Annotated in this window: 19 protein-coding genes; 9 read left to right on the plus strand and 10 right to left on the minus strand. The window is 68.2% G+C overall.

Features of this window, described 5'->3' with window-relative positions:
* Positions 1-93 precede the first annotated feature (93 nt).
* On the plus strand, positions 94-660 hold the full coding sequence (locus ACQF4J_RS02160; protein WP_427164342.1) for a hypothetical protein: 567 nt from the start codon (positions 94-96) through the stop codon (positions 658-660).
* Between the two features lie 13 nt (positions 661-673).
* Here ACQF4J_RS02160 and ACQF4J_RS02165 read toward each other — a convergent pair whose 3' ends face one another.
* Complete coding sequence (locus ACQF4J_RS02165) at positions 674-1,369, minus strand: DUF4118 domain-containing protein (protein ID WP_351582315.1); 696 nt, start codon at positions 1,367-1,369, stop codon at positions 674-676.
* Positions 1,370-1,455: 86 nt separating this feature from the next.
* Entirely contained in the window at positions 1,456-3,951 is a 2,496-nt protein-coding gene (locus tag ACQF4J_RS02170; RefSeq protein ID WP_427164344.1) for an ATP-binding protein, read from the minus strand.
* Between the two features lie 237 nt (positions 3,952-4,188).
* Between ACQF4J_RS02170 and ACQF4J_RS02175 the strand changes: the two genes are divergently transcribed.
* The 5 genes from ACQF4J_RS02175 (at position 4,189) to ACQF4J_RS02195 (ending at position 8,937) form a co-directional block, all read left to right on the plus strand.
* Entirely contained in the window at positions 4,189-5,763 is a 1,575-nt protein-coding gene (locus ACQF4J_RS02175) for a Na+/H+ antiporter (protein WP_427164345.1), read from the plus strand.
* 162 nt (positions 5,764-5,925) lie between these two features.
* Positions 5,926-6,423, plus strand: a complete 498-nt coding sequence (locus tag ACQF4J_RS02180) for a GbsR/MarR family transcriptional regulator (RefSeq protein WP_351582309.1) — start codon at positions 5,926-5,928, stop codon at positions 6,421-6,423.
* 23 nt (positions 6,424-6,446) lie between these two features.
* Positions 6,447-6,728, plus strand: coding sequence for a hypothetical protein (locus ACQF4J_RS02185; RefSeq protein ID WP_351806678.1), 282 nt, complete (start codon positions 6,447-6,449; stop codon positions 6,726-6,728).
* A 128-nt stretch (positions 6,729-6,856) separates the two neighbouring features.
* Entirely contained in the window at positions 6,857-7,354 is a 498-nt protein-coding gene (locus ACQF4J_RS02190; RefSeq protein ID WP_427164346.1) for a hypothetical protein, read from the plus strand.
* A 65-nt stretch (positions 7,355-7,419) separates the two neighbouring features.
* Complete coding sequence (locus ACQF4J_RS02195) at positions 7,420-8,937, plus strand: FAD-dependent monooxygenase (protein ID WP_427164347.1); 1,518 nt, start codon at positions 7,420-7,422, stop codon at positions 8,935-8,937.
* Positions 8,938-9,022: 85 nt separating this feature from the next.
* On the opposite strand, the gene ACQF4J_RS02200 is transcribed toward ACQF4J_RS02195, so the two are convergent.
* A complete protein-coding gene (locus ACQF4J_RS02200; protein ID WP_427164349.1) occupies positions 9,023-10,195 on the minus strand; it encodes a serine hydrolase domain-containing protein in 1,173 nt (390 codons plus the stop codon).
* A gap of 222 nt (positions 10,196-10,417) precedes the next feature.
* Here ACQF4J_RS02200 and ACQF4J_RS02205 point away from each other — a divergent pair, with 222 nt between their 5' ends.
* Positions 10,418-11,062, plus strand: coding sequence for an FMN-binding negative transcriptional regulator (locus ACQF4J_RS02205; RefSeq protein ID WP_427164351.1), 645 nt, complete (start codon positions 10,418-10,420; stop codon positions 11,060-11,062).
* 53 nt (positions 11,063-11,115) lie between these two features.
* On the opposite strand, the gene ACQF4J_RS02210 is transcribed toward ACQF4J_RS02205, so the two are convergent.
* On the minus strand, positions 11,116-11,841 hold the full coding sequence (locus ACQF4J_RS02210; protein WP_351568039.1) for an LmbU family transcriptional regulator: 726 nt from the start codon (positions 11,839-11,841) through the stop codon (positions 11,116-11,118).
* Between the two features lie 683 nt (positions 11,842-12,524).
* Here ACQF4J_RS02210 and ACQF4J_RS02215 point away from each other — a divergent pair.
* The gene (locus ACQF4J_RS02215; protein ID WP_427164352.1) at positions 12,525-13,784 is read left to right on the plus strand and encodes an IS701 family transposase; all 1,260 of its coding nucleotides are present in this window, start codon (positions 12,525-12,527) and stop codon (positions 13,782-13,784) included.
* A gap of 193 nt (positions 13,785-13,977) precedes the next feature.
* The gene (locus ACQF4J_RS02220) at positions 13,978-14,715 is read left to right on the plus strand and encodes a TylF/MycF/NovP-related O-methyltransferase (protein WP_351800831.1); all 738 of its coding nucleotides are present in this window, start codon (positions 13,978-13,980) and stop codon (positions 14,713-14,715) included.
* Positions 14,716-14,785: 70 nt separating this feature from the next.
* Here ACQF4J_RS02220 and ACQF4J_RS02225 read toward each other — a convergent pair whose 3' ends face one another.
* The 6 genes from ACQF4J_RS02225 to ACQF4J_RS02250 all read right to left on the minus strand — a co-directional run bounded on the left by ACQF4J_RS02225 (position 14,786) and on the right by ACQF4J_RS02250 (position 22,327).
* Positions 14,786-16,060 (minus strand): aminotransferase class I/II-fold pyridoxal phosphate-dependent enzyme, encoded by a 1,275-nt coding sequence (locus ACQF4J_RS02225; protein ID WP_427164353.1) that lies wholly within the window; start codon positions 16,058-16,060, stop codon positions 14,786-14,788.
* Between the two features lie 22 nt (positions 16,061-16,082).
* Complete coding sequence (locus tag ACQF4J_RS02230; protein ID WP_351568027.1) at positions 16,083-18,008, minus strand: B12-binding domain-containing radical SAM protein; 1,926 nt, start codon at positions 18,006-18,008, stop codon at positions 16,083-16,085.
* A gap of 110 nt (positions 18,009-18,118) precedes the next feature.
* Positions 18,119-18,391 (minus strand): phosphopantetheine-binding protein, encoded by a 273-nt coding sequence (locus ACQF4J_RS02235; protein ID WP_427164354.1) that lies wholly within the window; start codon positions 18,389-18,391, stop codon positions 18,119-18,121.
* 1 nt (position 18,392) lies between these two features.
* Positions 18,393-19,913, minus strand: a complete 1,521-nt coding sequence (locus tag ACQF4J_RS02240) for an AMP-binding protein (protein ID WP_351568021.1) — start codon at positions 19,911-19,913, stop codon at positions 18,393-18,395.
* A gap of 297 nt (positions 19,914-20,210) precedes the next feature.
* The gene (locus ACQF4J_RS02245; protein WP_351800835.1) at positions 20,211-20,981 is read right to left on the minus strand and encodes a thioesterase II family protein; all 771 of its coding nucleotides are present in this window, start codon (positions 20,979-20,981) and stop codon (positions 20,211-20,213) included.
* Entirely contained in the window at positions 20,978-22,327 is a 1,350-nt protein-coding gene (locus tag ACQF4J_RS02250) for a lysine N(6)-hydroxylase/L-ornithine N(5)-oxygenase family protein (RefSeq protein ID WP_427164356.1), read from the minus strand. The genes ACQF4J_RS02245 and ACQF4J_RS02250 overlap by 4 nt, the downstream gene beginning before the upstream one ends.
* Between the last annotated feature and the right edge of the window lie 66 nt (positions 22,328-22,393).

Here is a 22,393-nt window from a genome sequence, read left to right on the forward strand (position 1 = left end):
CCCGGTGGCCGGGCCACAAGGAACCGTCCTGTTTCCGTCAGAGCCGCGTCAAAGCAGGCGGATCGCCGTTCCCGGATCACTAGCGTCGACGCCATGGGACGCCGTGACGACGCATGCGGAGGACCGCTCGACGCGCACGCCGACGGACCGGACTGTGCCGGGGAGGGCACGAACGACCACGAATGGACACAGGAGTTGTGGAGCTCCGTCCGCTGCGCGGGCGTGCTGCTCGTTCTGCTGCTCCTGGTCGACTGGGGCTCGGGCCGGCTCGCCCTGTGGCGCGCCGCGCTGTGGCTGGCTCTGGCCGGGCTGCTCTTTGTCGTGCTGTATCCCGCACGGGTGTCCGCAGGCGGGAACTGGCTGGCCTCGCGCCGACTGCTGCGCGAGCACCGGGTGCGGACGGACCTGCTGGTGTCGGTCCGCTACCTGGACACCATCTCGCCACGACTCCTGCTGCGGGACGCACTGGGTGGCCGCGTCGAGATCGACCCCGAGGTCCTGATGCGCAATCCGCAACTGTGGTTCCGCCTGGAGCAGGGCGCGCGAAAGGCCGCCGGCGACGGCTCGCTGCTGTGCGGCGCGACCGCCCTGCGGCACATCTCCCGGCGCGTGGACCGGGAGACCGCCCGCGCCGTGTTCAAAGCCTCCGGCCTGGACTGAGTTCCGCGTCGGCTCAGCGGGCGGGCCCCGACGTGTCCAGGGCGGCCCCCGTCTGGTCGGCCAGGGTCGCCGCCACCAGCCGGGCCTTGAGCGGGGGAACGGGACCCGGGCCCGGGGTGAGCAGGAAGCGGCCGAGGTAGCGTGCGTTGCCGTGGACGCGCAGCTCGATCTCGCCCTCGGGCCAACCCGCGGTGTCCACGTCCCAGGAGCGCCTGCCCACGGTCACGCTGCCGTCGTTCTGCAGCCGGGGCGGCTGTCCCAGCAGGGTGCCGTACTGGAAACGGCAGCCGTTCAGGCCGAGCAGTTCGGTCAGTTCACGGCGGACCTCGTCGACCACGGCGTCCGCGTCGAGGGTTGCGACGCGGTGGATGCGCGCGAGATGGGCGGCGTCCGTGACCGTGATCACCTCCAGGCGGCGGGCCCGCGCCGCCAGTTGGGACACGGTCACACCTACCGCCAGCAGCAGGACCGCCGTCTCGATGTCCTCCGAGGCGCTGATGTCGAACGTCTGGTACGGCCGCGTCAGAAAGAAGTCGAACCACGCCGCCGCCGACAGTGCGGCCACCACCCCCGCCGTGCGGCTGCCCAGCGCGGCCACCGCAACGACCACCACGACCAGGACGAGGGCGGCGTTGGTGTGCGACAGGCCCGTGCGGAAGGGGACGAGCGCCAGCGCCACCAGGAAGGGGGCTGCCGGGCCCGCCGCCAAGGCAAGCCGGTCCCGTGGCGGCCAAGTCCGAAGCGTGGCCCGAGCACCCCCCGTACGGTCTGGCCAGGTGCTGGTCACTGTGCTCATCACGCGCCTCCCGCGCTCTGCTCGGTCGGTACGGCACCCAGGCTCTCTGCGGCGAGCGGAAGCGACACGACCATCGTGAGGCCGCCGCCGGGGGTGTCCTCGGGGCTGAGAGTGCCGTTCATGGCTTCGGTCAGACCTCGAGCGAGGGCCAGTCCCAGGCCGAGGCCGGTGGTGTTGTCGGTGTCGCCGAGCCGTTGGAAGGGCTCGAAGAGATGCTCGCGATCCTCGGCGGGCAGGCCGGGCCCCCGGTCCACGACCCGCAGCTCTACCCGGCCGGCCAGGACACTGGCGGTCACCAGCACCTTCTTCCCCGACGGTGTGTGTCGGGCGGCGTTGCCGACGAGGTTGGCGATCACCCTCTCCAGCAGCGGCGGATCGGCCAGTACCGCCGGCACCTCCTCCAGATCCACCACGTCCACGTCGGAGACGTCCGCGAGGGCCATCGGCAGGACCTCCTCCAGGGAGGTGGCCCGGAGGTTCAACGTGAGGGCGCCCGCTTCCAGGCGGCTGAGGTCGAGGAGGTTCTCCACCAGACGGTTGAGCTTGGCCATGGACTCGTCGGCAGTGACCAGGAGTTCGTCCCGGTCCTGCGGGGAGAACTCGACATCACGGCTGCGCAGCGAGGTCACCGCGGCCCATCCCGCGGCGAGCGGGGTGCGCAGGTCGTGGCCGACGGCCCGCAGCAGGGCCGTACGCAACCGGTCGGCGGCCCTGACCGGCTCCACCTCGGCGGCCGCCTCGGCGAGCCGGGCCCGTTCGACCGCCGAGCCGGCGTGGGCGGCGAACGCGGCCAGCACCCGCCGTTCGGACGACGACAGCGTGCGGCCCCGCAGCGCGAGCCAGGCACCGGGACCCGCGGGAACGGCCGTCGCGCCCGCATCGTCGGGCGGCTCGTCCACCAGCTCCGCCGACTCCATGCCGAAGGTCTCCCGGGTCCGCTCCAGCAGGGCCGGAATGGTCGCTTCTCCCCGCACGATGCTGCCGGCGAGGGACGACATCGTCTCCGCCTCGGCCGTCGCGCGGGCGGAGCGGCGCGACAGGCGAAGGGAGCGGTCCACGACGGCGGCCACCGTGGCGGCCACCACCGCGAACACCACCAGGGCCAGCAGCGCGTTCGGGTCGTCCAGGGTGAACTGGCCGGGGGGTGGGACGAACCAGTAGTTGAGCAGCAGGGAGGCCGTCACCGAAGCGATCACCGCCGAGGCGACCCCGCCGATGCAGGCCACGCCCACCACGGCGAGCAGGAACAGCAGGGCCTCGCTCGTCAGGTTCAGCGTTTCGCGCGTCTGGGCAAGGACGACCGTGAGCAGTACCGGCAGCACCAGGCCGGTCACCGGGCCGGCGATCGTCCGGGCAGTGGACAGAGTGCGCCTCCGCGAGGGCAAGAGGGTGCCGCGGCCGGCGCGCTCGTGGGTGACCCGGTGGACGTCGATGTCGCCGGAGAGCTCGGTGACGGTCTCCCCCGTGCCGGGCCCGGTCAGGAACCGGGCCAGCCGGCCGCGGCGGCTGGTACCCAGAACCAGCTGGGTGGCACTCTCCGCCCGCGCGAACTCCACCAGCGTGGAGGCCACATCGTCGCCCACCACCGAGTGGTAGCTGCCTCCCAGGTCCTCTACGAGCCTGCGCTGACGGGCGAGCGAGGCGTGCGAGACGCCCTCCGCCAGGCCGTCGCTGCGGGCCACGTGGACGGCGAGCAGATCCCCTCCCGCCGACCGGTCGGTGATCCTGGCCGCCCGCCGGATCAGGGTGCCGCCCTCCGGACCGCCGGTCAGCGCGACCACCACCCGCTCGCGCGTCTCCCACACCCCGCCGATGCCGTGCCGCGAGCGGTACTCCTGCAACGCCTCGTCGACCCGGTCGGCCACCCACAGCAGCGCCAGTTGCCGCAACGCGGTCAGATTGCCGAGCCGGAAGTAGTTCGCGAGGGCCGCGTCGACCTTCTCGGGCGCGTAGATGTTGCCGTGCGCCATCCGGCGACGCAGCCCCTCGGGCTCCATGTCCACCAGCTCGATCTGCCAGGCACGCCGGACGACCTCGTCGGGCACGGTCTCGTGCTGCGGCACCCCGGTGATCTTCTCGACCACGTCGTAGAGGGACTCCAGATGCTGGATGTTCAGCGCGGTGATGACGTCGATGCCTGCGTCGAGCAAGCACTGGATGTCCTGCCAGCGTTTGGGGTTACGGCCGTCACCGGGGACGTTGCTGTGCGCGAACTCGTCGACGATCGCCACCTGGGGACGACGGACCAGCAGCGCGGCCAGGTCCATCTCCTCGAACGCTCCCCCGCGGTAGGCGCAGGACGCCCGGGGCACGGTCTCCAGACCGTCGAGCATCGCCTCGGTGTGCCGGCGCCCGTGGGGCTCGGCGAACCCCACCGCCACGTCCACCCCCCGGGCGGCACGGCGCCGCCCCTCGTCGAGCATGCGGTAGGTCTTGCCGACTCCCGGGGCAGCCCCGAGGTAGACCTTCAGTCTTCCGGGCCGTACGTCACTCATCGCCGTCGACGCGCTCCGCTCACTGGATCAACTCCCCTGTCACGGGGGGGTCCCTGCTTCCAAGGAAGCCCCCTTCGCAGGCCGGTCGGCGCGGTTGTTAGCGCTTCCTTGGCGTCGCTCCCGAGGACCTTGACACTGTCTTGACGTGACCTGGCCCGATAGGGTGAGGGCCGGTGTGCCGGGAAGTCTGGTCGGCCGGGAGCCACGGCGGTTCTCCGTTAGCCCCAGGGGGACGGCATGCGCGGCGTCGGTACGGTTCTCACCCTCGTAGTCCTCGCCACGGTGGTCTCGACTTTCGCCCGCCGGTGGCGTATCCCCGCACCTTCCCTGCTGGTCGTCGCTGGTCTGGCGGTGGAACTGCTGCCGGGCACCCCGCAGATCGAGATCAGCCCCGAGATCATCGGCTTGGTCGTGCTGCCGCCCCTGCTGTACGCGAGTGCGGAGGAGATGCCCTGGCGCGAACTCCGGGCGGTGTGGAAGCCGGTCGGGGTCCTCGCCATCGGGCTGGTGCTCGCCTCGGCCGCCGCCGTGAGCGCGGTCGCGGTGTGGGTGACGCCCCTGTCCTGGCAGATGGCGTTCGTGCTGGGCGCGGTCCTGGCCAGCACCGACCCGGTGGCGGTCACCGCGCTCGGGCGGCGTCTGTCGCTGCCGCCGAAGGTGCAGGTTCTCGTCCAGGCGGAGAGTCTGTTCAACGACGCCACCTCACTGGTGCTGGTCCGGGTGGCGGCCGGCATCGCCGTGGCCGCCGCAGCCGCCGACTGGGGCGCGGCAGGCGGCCAGTTCCTCCTGCTGGCCGGCGGGGGCACCCTGATCGGCGCCGCCGCGGCCGGTGTGATCACCGTGATCCGACGACGCACCGAGGACCCCGTCCTGGAGACCGTGATCGCCCTGGTCACCCCGTACGCCGCCTACATGCTGGCGGAGGTCGCGCACACCTCTGGTGTGACCTCGTGCGTCGTCGCCGGGGTCGTCCTCGGCGGCCGGGGCGACCGGCTCACCAACGCCCGTATCCGCCTCCAACTGCACGCGGTGTACGGCACGGTGGTCTTCCTGCTGGAGAGCGTGGTGTTCTCCCTCATCGGTCTGGCCCTGCCGGCGGAGGTGCGGGCCCTGGCCGACGGCGACCGGGCCTGGCCGCTGTACGCCCTCGCCGTCGCCGGCACACTCATCGCCGTACGACTGCTGTGGATCGCGCCGCTGTCGGCGGTGGTCCAGCGCAAAGGCGCGGTCGGCCGGATGAACTGGCGGATCCCGGTCGTGCTGACCTGGGCAGGCACCCGGGGCGTGATGCCACTGGCGGCCGCCCTGTCCATCCCGCAGATCACCAAGGACGGCACCGCGCTCGCCGACCGGCCACTCGTCCTCGTCCTGACCACCTCGGTCGTGGTCGTCACCCTGGTCGTGCAGGGCTTCACCCTCGCGCCGGTCGTCCGCCGATCCGGCATCGCCCTCGAGCCCGCCCACACCGAACGCGAGGAGGTCGAGGCCCGTTCCCACCTCGCCCACGCCGGCCTGGCCCGACTGGAGGAGCTCGCCGAGCTGGAGGCCGTACCGGACATCGTCCTCGATCGCTTGCGCCGGGGTTTGAACGCCCGTCTCGACGACGCCCGCGAGCGCCTGACGGAGCAGAACGGGACCGCGGTCACGACCGAGTCCGCCGATCTGGTCTACCGCCAGCTGCGCCGTGACCTGATCGCCGTCGAGACGGTGGAACTGCAGCGGCTGTACGACGCCCACCGCATCAGCGACACCACCCGCCGTCGGCTGCAGCGCTCCCTCGACCTTGAGGAGGCCCGGCTGGCGGACGCCTGACGGAACTCGGCCACTCTGGGCCGCAGTCCGAGGGGCGAGGCTGTGCTTCGGGCGTCAGGACTTTTCCTGACAGCAAAGAGCACCTTGCTCCCCTGCACAATCCCGCTTGACTGAGATGACAGAAATTAGTGTCATCTCAGCGATGAATGCTAGATTGCTGCGGTGCCGCAGGATGCTCAACTGATCTTCGCCGACCACGTCGGCCGCTTCTACGCCCGCCATTACGGCTTCCCGCCCATGGCCGGACGCCTGCTGGGTTACCTGCTCGTCTGCGATCCCGCTCAGCAGACGATCGACGAACTGGGCGACGCACTCCTGGCGAGCCGGAGCGCGATCACGGGCGCGGTGAAACTCCTGGAGACATACGACCTGGCGCGGCGCACCAGGTCGGCCGGCGAGCGGATGGACCGGGTGAGCCTGAACCCTTCGGGCCGACAGCCGCAGAACTTCGACGCGACACTCCACCTGGAACACGCGGCGCTGTTCCGGGAGGGCCTGGACCTGCTCGCCCACGCATCACCATCGCGCCGGGCCCCGCTCGAAGAGATGGCCGCGCTGGCGGAGTTCCTCGCCGAACGCCTGCCCACCCTGCGGGACGAATGGCACGCGAAACGCGAGGAACTGCGCGCTTCCGGAAAGCTCCCTCAGTCCGACTCGTAACCCCGAACGCCACGGAGAGTCCCATGACAACCGAGTCCGACCCGTCGTACCAGTCCGACCTGGCCGCCCTGCGCGAGCGCATCGACCGCGGAGACGCAGACGCCACCGATGAGCTGATCGAACTGGCCGCAGAGCAAGGCGACATCGGTGAACTGCGGCGCCTCGCGCAGACCGGCAACCCCACCGCGACCGACCAGCTCATCGAACTCGCCGTCGAACTGGACGACCTCGGCGAACTGCGGCGTCTGGCAGACCAGGGGAACAGCACTGCCGCCGAGGTGCTGGAAGAACTCAGCGCCGAGTGACGGACGGAGCCGGACACCGAACGTCCGCGAGCGGAGGACCCGCGCGAATCAGGCCCATCCAGGGCTACGGAGACTGCGACGACGATCATGGTGGAGCCGATCGTCATCAGCAACAGACCCGGGACGCGATGCCCGATGCACTCGGACCGGTCCGCACCGCCCCCGAGATCTGCGCTCATGGTGTCGCCGAAGACGGCGACAGGCGGCGACCTGTTCCGGGTACGTCCGCAGCCCGTGCTGATCCGGCCCACAGCAAGGCCCCGGCTCGGCGCCGACGCCGTCATCGACGTCTCCCTGGACGCGTTCCGCGGCGAAGCCGCCCCCGCCGGACGCGAGTTGTGGCGCAGCACCTCGCCCATGCAGCGGGCCCCACCCCACGCCTGCCGGTCTCGCACTTCGACGTCGTCAACGGCAGTGCCCACACCGCCGGCAACCTCGACCTCCAGGAGTTCATCCTCACCCCCATCGGAGGCCCGAACCTCCCCGAAGCCGAGCGAGGCGACGCAGAGGTCCGGAGCCCGGTCAACGAGTTCGTCCCGCAGCACGCGTGCCGTCCCGCCGGCGGGACGGCACAAGGTCGCCCGCGGCTTGGCTCCCCCCGGCACGGAGTTGTCTTGACCTGCTGATCCACCTCCGTGAACGTGGAGGTGACGGCGAGGTGAGCGGCACGGCCGAATGAGGGAGCAGCGACGTGGGACACGCCGGCATGGACACCGATGTGCTGATCGCGGGCGCCGGCCCGACGGGCTTGATGCTCGCCTGCGAGCTGCGGCTGGCCGGCGCCGACGTCGTGGTCGCCGAACAGCTTCCGGAACGGACGGGTGAGTCGCGAGCCGGCGGGTTGCATTCCCGTACCCTGGAGGTGCTGGACCAGCGCGGAGTCGTGGACCGCTTCCTGGCGGCCGGGGACCTGACACCGGTGGGCCACTTCTCCGGGCTCTGGCTGGACTTCGACGAGTTCCAGTCCAGGCATCCGCTCCCCCTGATGATCCTTCAGTCCACCATCGAACGGCTGCTGGAGGAGTGGGCCGCCGAACTCGGCGTGCGGGTTCGGTGGTCGTCCGAGGTGACCGGTCTCCGCCAGGACGAGGCCGGAGTGACGGTCGAGCTGCGTACGGCGGAGAGGGCATCCACGAGCCTGCGCGCCCGCTACCTCGTGGGCTGCGACGGCGGGCGCAGCTCGGTACGACGGCTGTCGGGCATCGACTTCCCCGGCACTCCGGCGACGATGACCGCACTGCTCGGCGACGTCGAAATCCCGGATCTGCCCGAGGATTTCATCTTCATGCGGCGCTGTCCGGGTGGCCATTTCTCGGCGCTCGCCCTGGAGCCGGGCGTGCACCGGGTCATCACCTCCGAGTACGACCGTGTCGCGGACCGGGACGCCTCCGTGACGTTCGAGCAGCTCCGGGAGTCGCTGATCAGGCTCGCGGGCACCGACTACGGCATGCGCAATCCCAGGTGGATCTCCCGGTTCGGTGACGCCGCACGGCAGGCCGCCAAGTACCGGGAGGGCCGCGTGCTGCTCGCGGGCGACGCGGCGCACATCCACTACCCGGCGGGCGGACAGGGGCTGAACATAGGCGTGCAGGACGCGGTCAACCTCGGCTGGAAGCTCGCCGCCGTGGTGCGGGGCCGGGCCCCGGAGAGCCTGCTGGACACTTACCACACCGAGCGGCATCCGGTCGGGGAGCGCCTCCTGCACAACACTCGGGCGCAGTCGGCGCTGGCCCGCCCCGGTGCCGAGATGGACGCCCTGCGCGAGGTGTTCGGATCGCTCATGGTGTTCGACGATGTCAATCGGTATCTGCGCGACATGATCACCGCCCTGGACATCAGGTACGCGGTCGACGACGACCACCCACTGGCGGGGCGCCGGGTCCCCGACGCCGATCTCAAGACGCCCGAAGGCGCCATCAGCGTCTACGAGTTGCTGCACACCGCCCACCCCGTGCTGCTCGACCTGAGCGGCGGCGCCGGGACGACGGCGGCAGTGGCCGAGGGCTGGGCCGATCGCGTCGACCTCGTCGAGGCGCGGAGCCAGGACGACCACTGGCCCGTCCCTGCCGTCGGCGACGTCCCCGCTCCCTCCGCGCTCCTCATCCGCCCCGACGGCCATGTCGCCTGGGCCGCCGATTCCGGCGCACTCGACGCCTCCGCGCTCCGGACCGCCCTCACCATCTGGTTCGGGCCGGCCCTCCGGCGGTGAGATGCCGCCGTGAGTGATCGGTTCACATGGCTGAGCCTCTCTGCCCGCCGTCGGCGGGCAGAGAGGCTCAGCCATGTGCCCGGTGTCAGGTCGAGGGGGTGCAGTACTCGGCGTTCACGACGGAGAGGACGGTCTCCGCTCCCCAGTCGGCGTTGTAGTCGAGCGTGAGTTGGTGGCGGCCGTCCTCCGTGGCAGCGGCCAGTGTCAGCCACCCCGGCATGCCACCGTCGTGATACCAGAGGGTGGTACCGCAGCCGAGCTCGAACCGCTCGATGCCGAGGCCGTAGGACGCGCCCGGGAAATCGGGGTTGGCGACGGTCGTCTTCATCTCCTTCAACTGCCGCGGCGGCAGCAGCCTTCCGCGCATCAGTGCTCCGTAGAACCGGTTCAGGTCCGCCGCGCTGGAGATGATGTCGCCGCTGCCCCAGAGCTGGGAGCCGTTGAGCTCGGTCACGTCGTCGATCCGGTCCGGCTGGGAGGGGAAGAGCCTGGAGTAGCCGCGGCTGCTGGGCCGGGGCAGCCGGACACCGTTCCCGGGAAGGGACGTCGCCTTGAGCCGAAGGGGTTCGATGATGCGCTCACGGACCTCGTCCTCGTATGATCTGCCGCCGGCCTTCTCGACGATGAGCGCGGCCAGGACGTCGTTGGTGGTGGAGAACGAGTGCCTGGCGCCGGGCGCGAACAACGGCTCGTGGTCAAGGGCCACCTTCACGCGCTGCTCGGGCGTGAGGGAGTCGTACCGGTGCCGGAGGTAGCCGTCGCCCGCCAGGTATGTCGCGCCGTATGCCTGGTCGGTCAGGTAGTCGAACAGCCCGCTGGTGTGGTTCAGCAGCTGCCGCACGGTGATCTCACGGCCGTCGTTGCCGTTGCCGGAAACCAGGCCTGGCAGGTAGCGGTCCACGGTGTCGTCGAGATCGAGCCGCTTCTCCGCCTCCATCTGAAGCAGGACCGTCGCTACGAACGTGTCGGTAATGCTGCTGACGCGGAACCGGTCGTTCCTGCCGCGCGGCGCACCCGTTCTCAGGTTTCCAACGCCTGACGCCGACTTCCAGACGCCGTCGGCATCCCGCACTTCGGCGGTGATGCCGGGGACGCCTGCCCGCACGGCCGCGTCCATCGCCAGCTGTGTCGCCCCATGGCCGACCGGCGCGGAGGTCGTGTCACGCGATGCCTGCGCGGAACCCGTGAAAGCGGTTGCCAACATCGCGAGCCCCGCCAGACCCACCACGCCGGTCCTGGATCTCTTCCGTATCGCCATTCCCGTACTCCTGTTAATAGTCCGTCTACCCATTCTTCCAGAATTGCACCGGAAGGCCGAACGGAATTGTTTTTGCGCGGTCGCGATTCTTTGCCTTCATTGCGTCACCGATGACGACGGGTCATGATGGAGAACCCGATTGTCCCGTCGACAGGACACTGCAACGGATTCTCAGACCATTCCGTCGCACTTCCGCAGCCTCTCATGAAAGGTGAGTGCTGTATGTTCGTCCCCAGCGATTACCGGGAACCGGACGTTTCATGGATGATCGACCTGATGCGCGGCAACCCGCTGGCACTGATGGTGAGCAACGGAACTCCCACCGACGGACCGTTCGCCACCCACCTTCCCGTCATCACCGATCCTGGATGGGAAGGACCAGCCGCCGCGGACTTGGTCGGCATGCGCTTGCTGGGTCACATGAACCGAGCCAATCCGCACTGGGCCGCACTGGAGACTGGATCGGTCGTCCTGCTGACATTCACCGGCCCGCACGCCTACGTCTCCCCCGCCGTCTACGACATCACACCGGCCGCCCCGACGTGGAACTTCACTTCGGTGCACGCACACGGCGTGGTGGAAAAGATCGATTCGACGGAGGAGACACTGGGCGTCGTACAGGCGACAGTGCAGGCATTCGAGAAGGAATTTGGCCACAGCTGGGACATGAGCGAATCCGTCGACTATTTTCGAAAGATAGTGCCCGGCGTCGGCGCTTTCCACGTCCGGGTCACCAGGGCCGAAGGAATGTTCAAGCTCAGCCAGGAACAGCGGCCGGAGATCCGCGAACGGGTGGTGCGGTCGTTCGCCGGCCGCGGATGCACCCGCCACACGCAGACGGCGGATCTCATGAGCCGCCTGCCATAGCGGTCCTGGCCGCGTGGCGGGTCCGCACCCCATGGGGTGCGGACCCGCCGCTTTCACTGTGCCGGGACGACGCCCCCGCGTGCCTCCAAAGTCCTCGCCGTACGGGCCAATGGCAGGTCAACCTCTTCGAGTAGCTGGTTGGCGGCGGCGTCGAGAGTGGCCGTCACCCACTCCTCCAGCTCTGCGCCGGCATGGGCGGCCGCCTTGTGCCACCACTGGAGCCGGTTGTCGGGCACGGCGAGCCGACGTGTCGTCGCCACGGCGCTGGTCGGCTGCGGGGTGCCCGCGCGCTCCGCCCGAATGGCATCGCGCAGCTGCTTGGTGTTCCACTTCATCCGCTCGGCACGATCGAGCCAGGCCTCCTGATCGTCGATGGGCAGTGAAGCTAATTCGGCGTGGTGCTGGAAACTGAGCGCGGGCCGCCGCCGGTGTAATTCGAACCGCCGGGAGACCCAGGCATAGTTGCGCAGCGTCTGATACTGCAGGCCGGCCGCGCGGATGCCACGGTCATAGCGGTCGGCGTACTGGTCCTTGCCATAGACGAGCCAGTCCCCGAGCCACCAGGACGACGAGTTGAGCAGCCCGGAAAGCTGGCGCCCGGCGCGTTCCCACTCCTCGAAGGAGAGTCCTGCGGGTATGTGCAGCCCCACCTTCGTGGTGAGTACCTGTTCTCGCCGCGATTCCGCCCCGGCAGTTTTCCGGGCCCTCGACATGGTCTCTGTGGTCTCTTCGAACATGAGCGCCTTGGAGTCTCTGTGTTCCTCGGCCTGACTCGTCATCACGCCTCCGTGGCAACGCGCGTATAAATCGGATGGTTCGCGATGGCTTCCCGTCAAATACAGAAAGCGTTCACCCCCGTTCTTGCACAGACCTCACCACGGCAGCGGGCACCGCGCGTAGATACGTCTGGACGACCCCGATGAACCTGAACCGGCCATTGCACGGGTTCCTCCGCAAGGAAGGGACGACCAGCCGCCGCGCCCCCGAGTAGATCCCGACAACGTTACCCAGTTCAAGGACCCCAGCACCTTCGAACACTACTTTGCAGAGTTCGAACTTCTTAATGAAATCTTAGCGCCCTATTCCACTGAATGGCGCGATTTGAGAGGGTGCTCAGAGCCTGTCCCGTTCTAAGTCGGCCATGGCGACCTCCGCGGCCGACCACCCGACCGAAGCGGAATCACCCCGCCCCCTCGCAGGTCACCGCCTCGTGACCGCAGCGCCCGCAGGCCGCAACGGAGGACTGGATGAGCCATCCTGGCAAGAAGCAAGCGACTCGACCAGCAAGACATGATCGGAATCCGGCCATTGTCCCTGTTGCCGTGTACTCATCAACTGCATGCTGCCCCGGACACCGAGGCAGCTCAAGCCACGCCCAAACAACGCCGAAGAGTGACGCCGCACTGATGTTCGCCCTAGACTCCCCCCAACGCTCAGTAACGTCGGGGGAGTTATTTGCGGCATGGATGCGGTCCAATCACACGACTCGTCGACTTCAAGCCACGCGGCTTACGCCAACGACTCAGAATTTGCCTTGGACCGATACAGCGGAACGATCTTCAAGAGCCTGCGCCGAATCGACCAACGTAAGTGGGCACACGCCTATCTGAAAGGTCTGCTCGTCACTCCGGGCAAGAAGTCGGTGCGCCGGCTCGCCGCCGCGATCTCCCGCGACCCGTCCGTCGTTCAGTCGTTGCGCCAGTTCGTCAGTCTCAGCCCGTGGGACTTCGACGAGGTGATGACCGAACTCACGTACTGGGTGGCACAGCGACACCCCACTCCGGTCTGGTCGATCGGCCGGGCCGTCCTGCCCAAGCGCGGTGACCGGTCCGTGGGTGTCCATCGCTACTTCGACCTGTCCTCGGGCCGCACGCTGAACTGTCAGCTGGGGCTGGGGGCGTTCCTGTGCGTGGGCAACGCGCAGGTACCCGTGGACTGGTGCCTGCACCTGCCCGCGTCCTGGACACGCGAATCCGAGCGACGCGCGGAGACGCGCATACCGGACTCCGAGCAGTACCAGCCGCTGTGGGCACAGGCACTCCGACTCGTCGAACGGCTGTCCGCGCGCATGGACTCGCCGTCCTCCGTCGTCCTCGTCGACATGAGCGACGAACCCGACGTGGGGTGGCTGCTGCACGGACTTGCCAGGCGCCGGCGCGATTTCGTCGTCGCCGTACCACCGCACCTGGCGGTGCTGCCCGCGGGCGAGAAGACCCCCGCGCCCGTGGGCGCGAGGAACCTCGTCCTCGCGCAGAGCCGGGAGACGGCCGTCGTCGGCCTGCCGGACGGACAACAACGCAGCACACCGTTCCGGACGGCGCTCGTGCATCTGCCGGGCAGTTCTCAGGGACGCTCCCCCGGTCCTGTCTACCGGCTCTACACCGAGGTGGGCCCCGGCCGGCCCCGCCCGCTGTGGCTCACGAGCCTCTCCCACCAGGCCGTCGCCGAGGTCGGCTCGATCGCCGCACTCCAGAGCGGGACGGCGTACGCGATCGGCTCCATGCAGCGGGACTTCGGGCTGCTGGACTTCGAGGGACGCTCGTTCCCCGGCTGGTACCACCACATGGCCCTCGTCTCCGCCGCGTACGCCTTCCAGCGCCTGCACGGCCTCGGCTCCGTGGTGGCGTCCCGCCGACGGGACAGCCAGTGTCCTTGCCACACGGTGCACGACCGTTGCCCGGCGAGAGGGCGAAGCCGGAAGCGGCCTGATACGTCGGCCTGAGGGCGCTCTCCGCGCCTGTCCCGCCGGCGGGACAGGCGGGCGAATTAATGGCGCCGGCGGCGCGGCGGAAAAGCCGACGTCCAATGAAATAAACAGGGGTCTTTTCTGGTCGGCGAATATCGACCTGCTTTCCATTGTCACGCGGAACCGTCATCTGTACCGTCCTCTTCAGTGAATCGAGTCGAGGAGGAACATGGACGACGACGTCACCGAAGGCCTGCTACCAGTGCTTCCGGAGCTCAGTCGCCTGCTGCCGGACCTCAGCGGAATGGACATCACAAGCCTGCTGACCGACTACGCTCGCATGGCAAAGATAATTTCAGTGGTGGACGCGGCCCGCTTCCTGGAAGAGCATTTCGCGTCGGCACAGAATCTCGGCGGCCGGGAGAATCTCCTCCGGCATGCCTGCCTCTCGGTGAGAACAGATGGCGACGTGCTCGAGTTCGGTGTCATGGGCGGTCAGACCCTGGCCATCCTCTGTGAAGAGTTCGAGGACCGCACCGTGCACGGTTTCGACTCGTTCAAGGGGCTGCCCGAGGACTGGACCCACGACAGTCCGGTCGGCACGTACAGCACGGAGGGGAGGCTGCCGACGGGTCTGCCGTCCAATGCGCAGCTGCACGTCGGCCTGTTCGAGGACACGCTGCCGAAGTACCTGGCCGGCACCGACGAACCGGTCGCTCTCGTGCACATCGACTCGGACCTGTATTCCAGCGCGCACACGGTCCTGTTCGGACTCGCCCCACGGCTGCGTGCGGGGTCGATCATCGTTTTCGACGAGTTTCTCAACTACCCCGGGTGGCGCCAGCACGAGTACCGCGCCCTGATGGAGTTCGTCGACGCGTTCGACGTCAAGTTCCACTACTTCTCGTTCGCATCGAGCTACCTGTCCGTCGCGGTGCAGCTGGACTCGGCGCCCAAGGTGAGCTGACTTGCAAAAGCGACGCTCCAGGGCGGTCTCCCGACCGCTCTGGAGCGGGCTGCCTGTGGTGGCTGGACCGTTACGGCGCAGTGCTTCCGGCACGCATGTCGTCCAGCGCCGACGCGATCACCTCGATGCCGGCTGCGATGACATCCGGATCGGGGGTGATGCTGATGCGGAAGCACTGCCGCGGGTGACGTCCGAGGCCCGGGCTGTCCTCGACGTCGGTGAAGAAATGCCTCCCCGGCACGACGAAGACGCCCCTGCGCTTGAGCAGCTCATACAACCGGAGGTCGTCAAACCACTCCTCGTCCACCCAGACCCAACAGAACATGCCCCCTTCGGCGGCGTGCAGGTGCCAAGAGAGGTCCTTCGGTAGTGACCCTGACAGCAGCGACTCGACGAACTTGCGCCGCTCGGCGTAGAAGGGGCCGATGACCGACGCCACCAGCGAGTCGAGCACGTCGGACCGCAGCGCGTGGGCCAGTGCCGACTGCACCAGTTGAGGGGCGTGCAGCGCGGAGTTGGACAGGAACGAGACGATCGGGTCGATGTAGCGTTCGTCGGCGACGGCGAAGCCAAGACGCTCTCCGGGAAGGCCGGCCTTCGAGACCGAGAAGACATTGATGACGCGTTCGTCCCACACCGGCGCCATGGACGGTGTGCCGATACCCGGAAACGGAGCGCCGTAGGCGTTGTCGACCACGAGCGGAACGTCATGGCCCCTGGCGACCGAGACGAGCCGCTGGATCTCCTCGGGCGACGCACAGCGGCCGGCCGGGTTGCTCGGGCTGGAGAACAGCATGAGCCCGACGTCCGTCAGGCTCTCGAGGGCGGGCAGATCCAGCAGATAGCGGAAGGACCGGTCGCCCTCAAGCCGCAGGAGGGGCTCGACTCCCCGGATTCCCCCGGGTGTCAGGGAGAGCCCCTGGTACCCGGTGTAGTCCGGGGTGATCGGCAGGACCAGCTTGGTGTCCCTCGTCGCGCCCGCCCCGGTGAAGAGTGCCGCGGCGATGAAGCAGATCATCTGACTGCCGGGACCCACCACGATGTTCCGCGGCCCCACGCTCCAGCCGTAGCGGCGGTTGAAGTACCCGGCGATCGCGTCGACGAGCACCGGCAGCCCGCGCGACGGCCCGTAGCTGCAGCTGACGTCGCCGAAGCAAGCGACCAGTGCCTCGGAGGTCATCCGCTGCCAGGTCTCCATCACCTCGGGTATGGCCGCGGGATTTCCTATGCCGAGGTTGAGCCACTCCGTTCCCGTGTCTGAGCCGGTGGTGGTGGCGATGTCGTCCATGATGAGCCGGAGTCCGGACAGACTGGCCATCTTGGTTCCGGATAGGGACAGCTCCACGGAATGGCGTCCTTTCTGACTCTCAGTCAGCGACCGCGGCCGGAACGCCGTCGGGCGAGTGGACCTCGACGAAGGGCAGAATCTCGCGGAAGCGCAGGACGGTGCCGTGGCAGTAGTTGGCGTTGTGCTCAAGGCTGCGCTGGGGCATGTACGGCATCTTCTGCCGGGCGTGATGGTTGACGCTCAGCTTCACCGGTCCTGACGCGGCATCGCCCTGCGCACCGGCGTCGAGAATCTCACGCTCCGTCAGCAGCCCGGCCAGCTCCGGGGAAACCCCCACGATGAAGGTCTCGGCGTCGCCCAGGCCGTGCACGGTGATCTCCGTGAACTCGTAGTCCGGCACGCTCACCGGTTCGCGGTAGATGTACGGCCGTGCCAACAGGTCCATCTCGAACGCCTGCCGGGCCATCGGGTCCGACCACCACTCCTGGGTCGTGACGTAGTCGACCAGCACCCTGTCGAATTCCTCACGATGGGTGCTGAGGATCATGTGCCCGATCTTGCCGCTGAGGAGCACGTCATAGTTGGTCAGGTCGGCCAATGACCGGGAGATGAGGTCGAGCACCTCGGAACCCGTCCGCTGCCGCATGAAACGCGCGACGCTGTCGAACAGGTCGCCGTAGGAGACGATGCCGGCGGCGTCGAGATAGCCGGAGAGCAGGAACAGACCGCGCATGTTGTAGATCGTGTGCATCGCGTGGTACAGCCAGTACGCATCGCGGCACTCGTCCTTCGACACCCAGTTCGTGGCGACCACGACCTCGGCCTCGGACACGTCGCTCGGCACAGGTTCCGTGGTCAACCCGTACTCTTCGACCTGGTTGTACATGGGCGTGTTGTGCAGGAGCAGCTGCGGATAGACGATAACGGTGTCGGCGTAGGACCGGCACAACTTCGTCAGACCGTCCTTGAACGACTCGGGGGTCTCGCCCGGAAGCGGCCAGATCAGTTCGACGTAGGAACTGATCTGCTTTTCCCTGAGCGTGCGCTGCAGTTCGACGAAGGTCTCTTCGCGGATGTTGGACCGCTCGATGAGCTTGAGAGCCTCGGGGTTCAGCGTCTGGAGCGAGATGGGCTGGGTCACCATGAGGTCGCCGCGGACGAATATCTCGGTGATCTGCGCCATGCGTTCCGGCCGGTTCTTGGTGGCCGCCATGTAGACGACCAGCGGATAGCCGACTTCCTTCTTGCGCTTGACGATGTGCTCGGTCATCTCGACGTCCCGGGGTGACTGCCCCCAGTTCGCGTCGGCGATGAAGAGCCCGGAGAGTCCGTTGTCGGCGATCCAGTCCAGCTCGGCCCTGATCCGCTCCTCCTCGAACTTGATCACCTTCGAGTTGGTGGCCGCGCCCCAGTAGCAGAACGTGCAGCGGAAGGGGCATCCCCGGTTCGTCTCCAGGATCCCCATGCTGAACTCGCGGCCGTCGAAGACGCCGTTGAGGAAGGGGGAGGGAATCTCCATGAGGTTGCTGATCCGCGGCGCCGGTTCCGTGGTGACGAGCTCGCCGCCGGACCAGAAGCTGAGTCCGGGGACCTGGTGGATGTCGGGCGTCGGGCTGTTGAGCTGCCTGAGCAGCTCCACGGAGGTCCGCTCCCCCTCGCCGTTGCATATGTAGACGTTCTCCGGCGCATCGGCCAGATAGGTCGCTGCGTGATTCATCACCTGCGGGCCGCCGAGCAGGTAATGGGCGTCCGGCTGCCTCTCCCGCAGCTCCTTCAGCAGCCAGCTGACCAGCTTCATGTTCCAGATGTAACAACTGAAGGTGTAGACATCCGCGTACTTCCCGGACAGTTCCTCCAGCAGCTTGTGCCGGTCGTCGGTCACCGGGTACGAGACTATTTCGAAGGTGTGAGCCGGCCCCACCTCGATGTCCTCCTGCGCGCACGCCTGGATGTAGCCGGACGCGAGCGGCAGGATGTTCTCGTAGGTGGGAATCTCGACGAGCACGACTTTCCTGCGCTCCTGGTTTCCTGTCCCGACCCTAGTCGGGATACTTTCGATGAGCATTCCGGACCTCCGCCCCGAATCCTGTGCCGCGGTCTCGTCGAACTGCGTGGCTATGAAGGCTGCCCAGGTGTCGCGGTGTCCTTGGCGACCCACTGGTCGATGCGCGCGGCCAGGCCGGCGAGGACGGGTGTGTCGATGAGCACCCGCACGGTGAAATCGATGTTCCAGGCGCGGCGGGCCTCCAGTACCACCTTGGTGGCCAGCAGCGAGTCCCCGCCCAGGCCGAAGAAGTCCTGGTCGCGCCCGACCTTGTCGATCTTGAGGACATCGGCCCAGATCGTCGCGAGCCGGCGTTCCGTCTCCGTCTCGAAGTCGCCTTCCATGTCACACCCCTGTCTGTGCTGTCTGGCCTTGAAGGTGAATCTCCGCGAGTGTCCGGGCGACCGCCTTGCGGTCCGCCTTGCCGCTCGGTGTGCGGGGCAGCTCCGGCAGGACCGTGACGGAGACGGGCACCGAGGGGCCGGGCAGCAGCTCGGTCAGGGCGGCCAGTGCCCGGCCGGCGTCAAAGGCGCTTTCCTCTCCTTCGACAGTGACGGCGGCCCGCAGCTGACGGGAACCCTCCACGACCTGGATGGGAACGCACACCGCTTCGGTGACGCCGGGCTGTTCGAGCAGGCAGGCATCCACCTCCAGCGGATTCACCCGGACTCCGCGGATCTTCACTTCGTTGTCGGCGCGGCCGACGTAGTGGATGACGCCGTCCTCGACGCGCACCAGGTCTCCGGTGCGGAAGGCCCGGTTCGCACCGTGCCGGGTGAGGTCCAGGGGGATGTACCGCGCCGCGTTGAGGCGGGGCTGGTTGAGATAGCCGGTCGACAGAGGCAGGCCTGCCACCAGCAGCTCCCCCACCCCCGGCTCGTCCTGGTCGGCCGGATCGATGATCGCCTCGCAGCCCGGAAGCGGACTCCCGATGGGCGGCAATGTCGGCCAGTCCTCCGGCGGCCCGGTCAGCGTGTGCGCGGTGACCATGGCGGACTCGCTCTGACCGTAGTGAATGTTCAGCCGGCAGCCCGGCAGCCGGCGGAAGAAGTCCCTCAGGACCGGTGTGCAGACGAGCTGTTCACCGCCGAGGTTCACCTCCTGGAGCGCGAGGCCGTCGAGCGAATCGGCGGCGGCAGCGACGGTGGTGAGCATGTTCAGGGCCACGTACGGCAGGAACAGGCGCTCGATGCGGTTGTCCGCCAGCCAGTCGAGCAGCGCGATCGGGTCACGGCGCAGCGGCTCGGGCATGATCACCAGTGTTCCTCCGCCGCACAGCGTGCCGAGGACCTCCTGGAACCACACGTCGAAGTTGAGCGGCGTGAACTGGGCCGTGCGCAGATCGGGCCGCATCGAATGACTCCGCTGCCAGTGCGCCATGTTGTCGATGGAGCGGTGCGGCAGGGCGACACCCTTGGGCAGTCCTGTGGACCCGGAGGTGTAGATGATGTACACGGGCAGGTCCGACCGGCAGGAATGCGGCGGCATGGCCGCGTCGCCGGGCGAAGTCGCGCGATCGGGCGGCGGGGGTATGCGCAGGGACCGGACACCGGTCGCGAATACGGGTTCCCGGCCGGCGAACAGCAGCAGACCGGCGCCGCTGTCGGCGTTCATGTGCTCGAGGCGCTTCACCGGATAGTCGGCGTCGAGCGGCACGTACGTGGCACCGATGTACACCGTGGCCAGCATCGCCGCCACGATCGAGGCACTTCGTGAGCCGGTGATCGCCACCCGGTCACCCGGGCGGACGCCCTGCTCCACGAGGACCGCGGCGATGCCGCCGATCCACCGGGTCAGGTCCCGATAGGTCAGTTCACGATCCTCGTCGCGGACCGCGATGTCGTCCGGCCGTGCTGCCGCAGTCATGGCCAGTGCATCGAGCAGGCACGGCGGGTCGGCCGGGCCGCCCCACAGTGAGAGGAGCGGTCTGGGCACAGTCAGCGCTGTCGGTTTACTTGCCATCTGCCATCCCTAGGCCGAGGACGCTCGTGGAACTGCGCGTGAGTTACTCAAGAGGGAATTGCTGGATTGGACGCGACTTTCCCTGGCTCGGTTTCCGACGGCCGAGCGGAAGTTGGCGCCCTGAAAATGGGCAATGGTGAAATCACACACCGATACGCATTACCGTGCCACCGAAATGAGCGTACCACGGCATTGCACAGGTCAAGTGACGGTCTTCGTACGGGACTTGATATCGCCCAATACGTCACTCAGGTCCGCAAGCAACGCGGCTTCTTCGGCTCTCAGATAGAAATGCCCGCCGGGCAGCACGCGGAGCCGGAAGGCGTCGTGCGTCAACTCCTCCCAGCGGCCCATCTGTTCCGGAGTCACTTCGGAATCGGCGTCACCGGTGTAGCCGTAGACCGGACAGTCGAGCGGGGGCCGAGGGCCGCCGGCGTAGTCGTCCACCAAGTGGTAGTCCGCGCGGACCGCGGGGAGCACGATCTCCCGCAGGTCGGGGTCGGCGAAGACCGCGGCACGGCTCGCGTCGAAGCCCACGACATGCGCGATGATCTCCTCGTCCGTGCCGGAGATCATCTGCCGGCCGGCAAGCGCGTGCGTCGCCCGCCTGCCGGACACGCACAGGGCGGCCGGGGGGCACCCCCGCTCCTGGAAGCGCAGTGCCACCTCGTGTGCCACCGAGGCCCCCATGCTGTGGCCGAACATCACCAGCCGATGCCGCGTCAGCCCGTCGAGCGCATCTGCTATCTCGTCCGCGAGGGCCTCCAGCCGGGGCGCGAACGGGTCGCCGAACCGGTCCTCCCGGCCCGGATAGCGCACGGCGAGCACGGCGACGTCCGACGGCAGTCCCAGAGCCCAGCTGCGATACGCGCTCGCACCGGCGCCGGCCGCGGCGAAGCAGACGAGCTTCGTCTCGCAGCCGTCGTCGTCGCGGTAGCGGCGCAGCCACCGATCCTCCACCGGGTCACTCATCGAAACGTTCCCTTTCCGGCCTCGGCGAGGACCGTGCTCCTGTCGCCCTGCTCCGCGCGACGGGCGACGATCGAGTCGACGATCTCGCCACTGCGTACCGCGATGTTCGACAGCAGTGAGGAGGTCAGACCGTGGGTGTGTTCGGTACCGCCCTGAAGATAGATGCCGCACCGCAGGTCGGGCGCGGTGACGATGCGGTAGTCCCGCTCCACCCGGTACCGGCCGGACTCGTCACGCAGGCAGTACCGGTCGAGATCGCCGAGCAGGGCCGTGGGCTCCATCGCGTTGTAGCCCGTCGCGCACACGAGCAGGTCGAAGTCGAGTTCGCGCACCTCGCCGTCGGAGCCCTCCTGGAGGGACACACGCGTCTCGGCGCCCGCGCGCTTCACACCGGTGACCCTCGTCAGGTTGAGGAACTGCAGACGGCTGACGCCCCGTACGTCGTCGTCGTACGACCTGCGGTACAGGTCCCGGATCACCTCGTCGTCGACCACCGAGTAGTTGGTGTTGCGGTGGTACCGCCAGAACGCATCCCGCGTCTGCTCGGTGCCGAAGTAGTACTCGTCGACGGCTCCCCGGTCGAAGACCTGGTTGGCGAAGGGAGTGTCGTCCGCGACGGAGTAGCCGTAGGACGGAACGATCGCGCAGACCTCGGCGTGCGGCAGCTCGTCGTACAGGAACCTGGCGATCTCGGCGGCGCTCTGGCCGGCTCCGGCCACCGCCACCCGGCGCAGTTCCCCGGGGTCCGTCCGGCGGTACTTCTCCAGGAACTCCGAGCTGTGCCACACCCGTTCGTCGCGCTCGGTTCCCTCGGGCATGCTCGGGACCAGGCCGGTGGAGATCACCACGTTGCGGGCCTCGACCACCCGACCGGGCCGGCCGGCGGTGTCCGCCACCTCCAGCAGCAGACGGTCCGACAGCTCCGGAGCGGCGCCCGGCTGCCGTCGGATCGACGTCACCTCGCTGCCGTACACGATGTGGTCGGCCACCCTTGCCTGCGCCCACTCCAGGTACTGGTGGAACTCCTGGCGGGTGGGAAAGAAGTCCTGGTTGTTGACGAACTGCGGGAGCCGCCCCGACGCGTGCAGATACGCGACGAAGCTGAAACTCGACGTCGGATTGCGGAAGGTGACCAGGTCCTTGAGAAAGGATATCTGCATGGTCGCCGACGGCAGCAGCATGTTGCGGTGCCAGCCGAAAGAGGGCTGACGCTCGAAGAAGATGCTGCTGATCCCGCCCTCCGGACCACGCGCCCCGAACTCCTGCAGGGCGATGGCGAGCGACAGGTTGGACGGACCGAACCCAATGCCGACCACGTCGTAGATCTCGTTTTCACGATTACTCATAGAGAATTCTCCCGCTGGCATTTCCATCGGTCGCGCCGCCAACGTAGACCCGGCACGATGAGCCAT

It is taken from the genome of Streptomyces sp. C1-1 (assembly GCF_050214755.1).
Lineage (GTDB): Bacteria > Actinomycetota > Actinomycetes > Streptomycetales > Streptomycetaceae > Streptomyces.

What these genes read in the sequence shown, in the direction of transcription:
- ACQF4J_RS02160 (WP_427164342.1), top strand. Translation starts at nt 94, where the DNA reads ATGGGACGCCGTGACGACGCATGCGGAGGACCGCTCGACGCGCACGCC.
- ACQF4J_RS02170 (WP_427164344.1), bottom strand. Translation starts at nt 3,951, where the DNA reads ATGAGTGACGTACGGCCCGGAAGACTGAAGGTCTACCTCGGGGCTGCC.
- ACQF4J_RS02175 (WP_427164345.1), top strand. Translation starts at nt 4,189, where the DNA reads ATGCGCGGCGTCGGTACGGTTCTCACCCTCGTAGTCCTCGCCACGGTG.
- ACQF4J_RS02185 (WP_351806678.1), top strand. Translation starts at nt 6,447, where the DNA reads ATGACAACCGAGTCCGACCCGTCGTACCAGTCCGACCTGGCCGCCCTG.
- ACQF4J_RS02190 (WP_427164346.1), top strand. Translation starts at nt 6,857, where the DNA reads ATGCCCGATGCACTCGGACCGGTCCGCACCGCCCCCGAGATCTGCGCT.
- ACQF4J_RS02200 (WP_427164349.1), bottom strand. Translation starts at nt 10,195, where the DNA reads ATGGCGATACGGAAGAGATCCAGGACCGGCGTGGTGGGTCTGGCGGGG.
- ACQF4J_RS02205 (WP_427164351.1), top strand. Translation starts at nt 10,418, where the DNA reads ATGTTCGTCCCCAGCGATTACCGGGAACCGGACGTTTCATGGATGATC.
- ACQF4J_RS02210 (WP_351568039.1), bottom strand. Translation starts at nt 11,841, where the DNA reads ATGACGAGTCAGGCCGAGGAACACAGAGACTCCAAGGCGCTCATGTTC.
- ACQF4J_RS02215 (WP_427164352.1), top strand. Translation starts at nt 12,525, where the DNA reads ATGGATGCGGTCCAATCACACGACTCGTCGACTTCAAGCCACGCGGCT.
- ACQF4J_RS02220 (WP_351800831.1), top strand. Translation starts at nt 13,978, where the DNA reads ATGGACGACGACGTCACCGAAGGCCTGCTACCAGTGCTTCCGGAGCTC.
- ACQF4J_RS02235 (WP_427164354.1), bottom strand. Translation starts at nt 18,391, where the DNA reads ATGGAAGGCGACTTCGAGACGGAGACGGAACGCCGGCTCGCGACGATC.
- ACQF4J_RS02240 (WP_351568021.1), bottom strand. Translation starts at nt 19,913, where the DNA reads ATGACTGCGGCAGCACGGCCGGACGACATCGCGGTCCGCGACGAGGAT.
- ACQF4J_RS02245 (WP_351800835.1), bottom strand. Translation starts at nt 20,981, where the DNA reads ATGAGTGACCCGGTGGAGGATCGGTGGCTGCGCCGCTACCGCGACGAC.
- ACQF4J_RS02250 (WP_427164356.1), bottom strand. Translation starts at nt 22,327, where the DNA reads ATGAGTAATCGTGAAAACGAGATCTACGACGTGGTCGGCATTGGGTTC.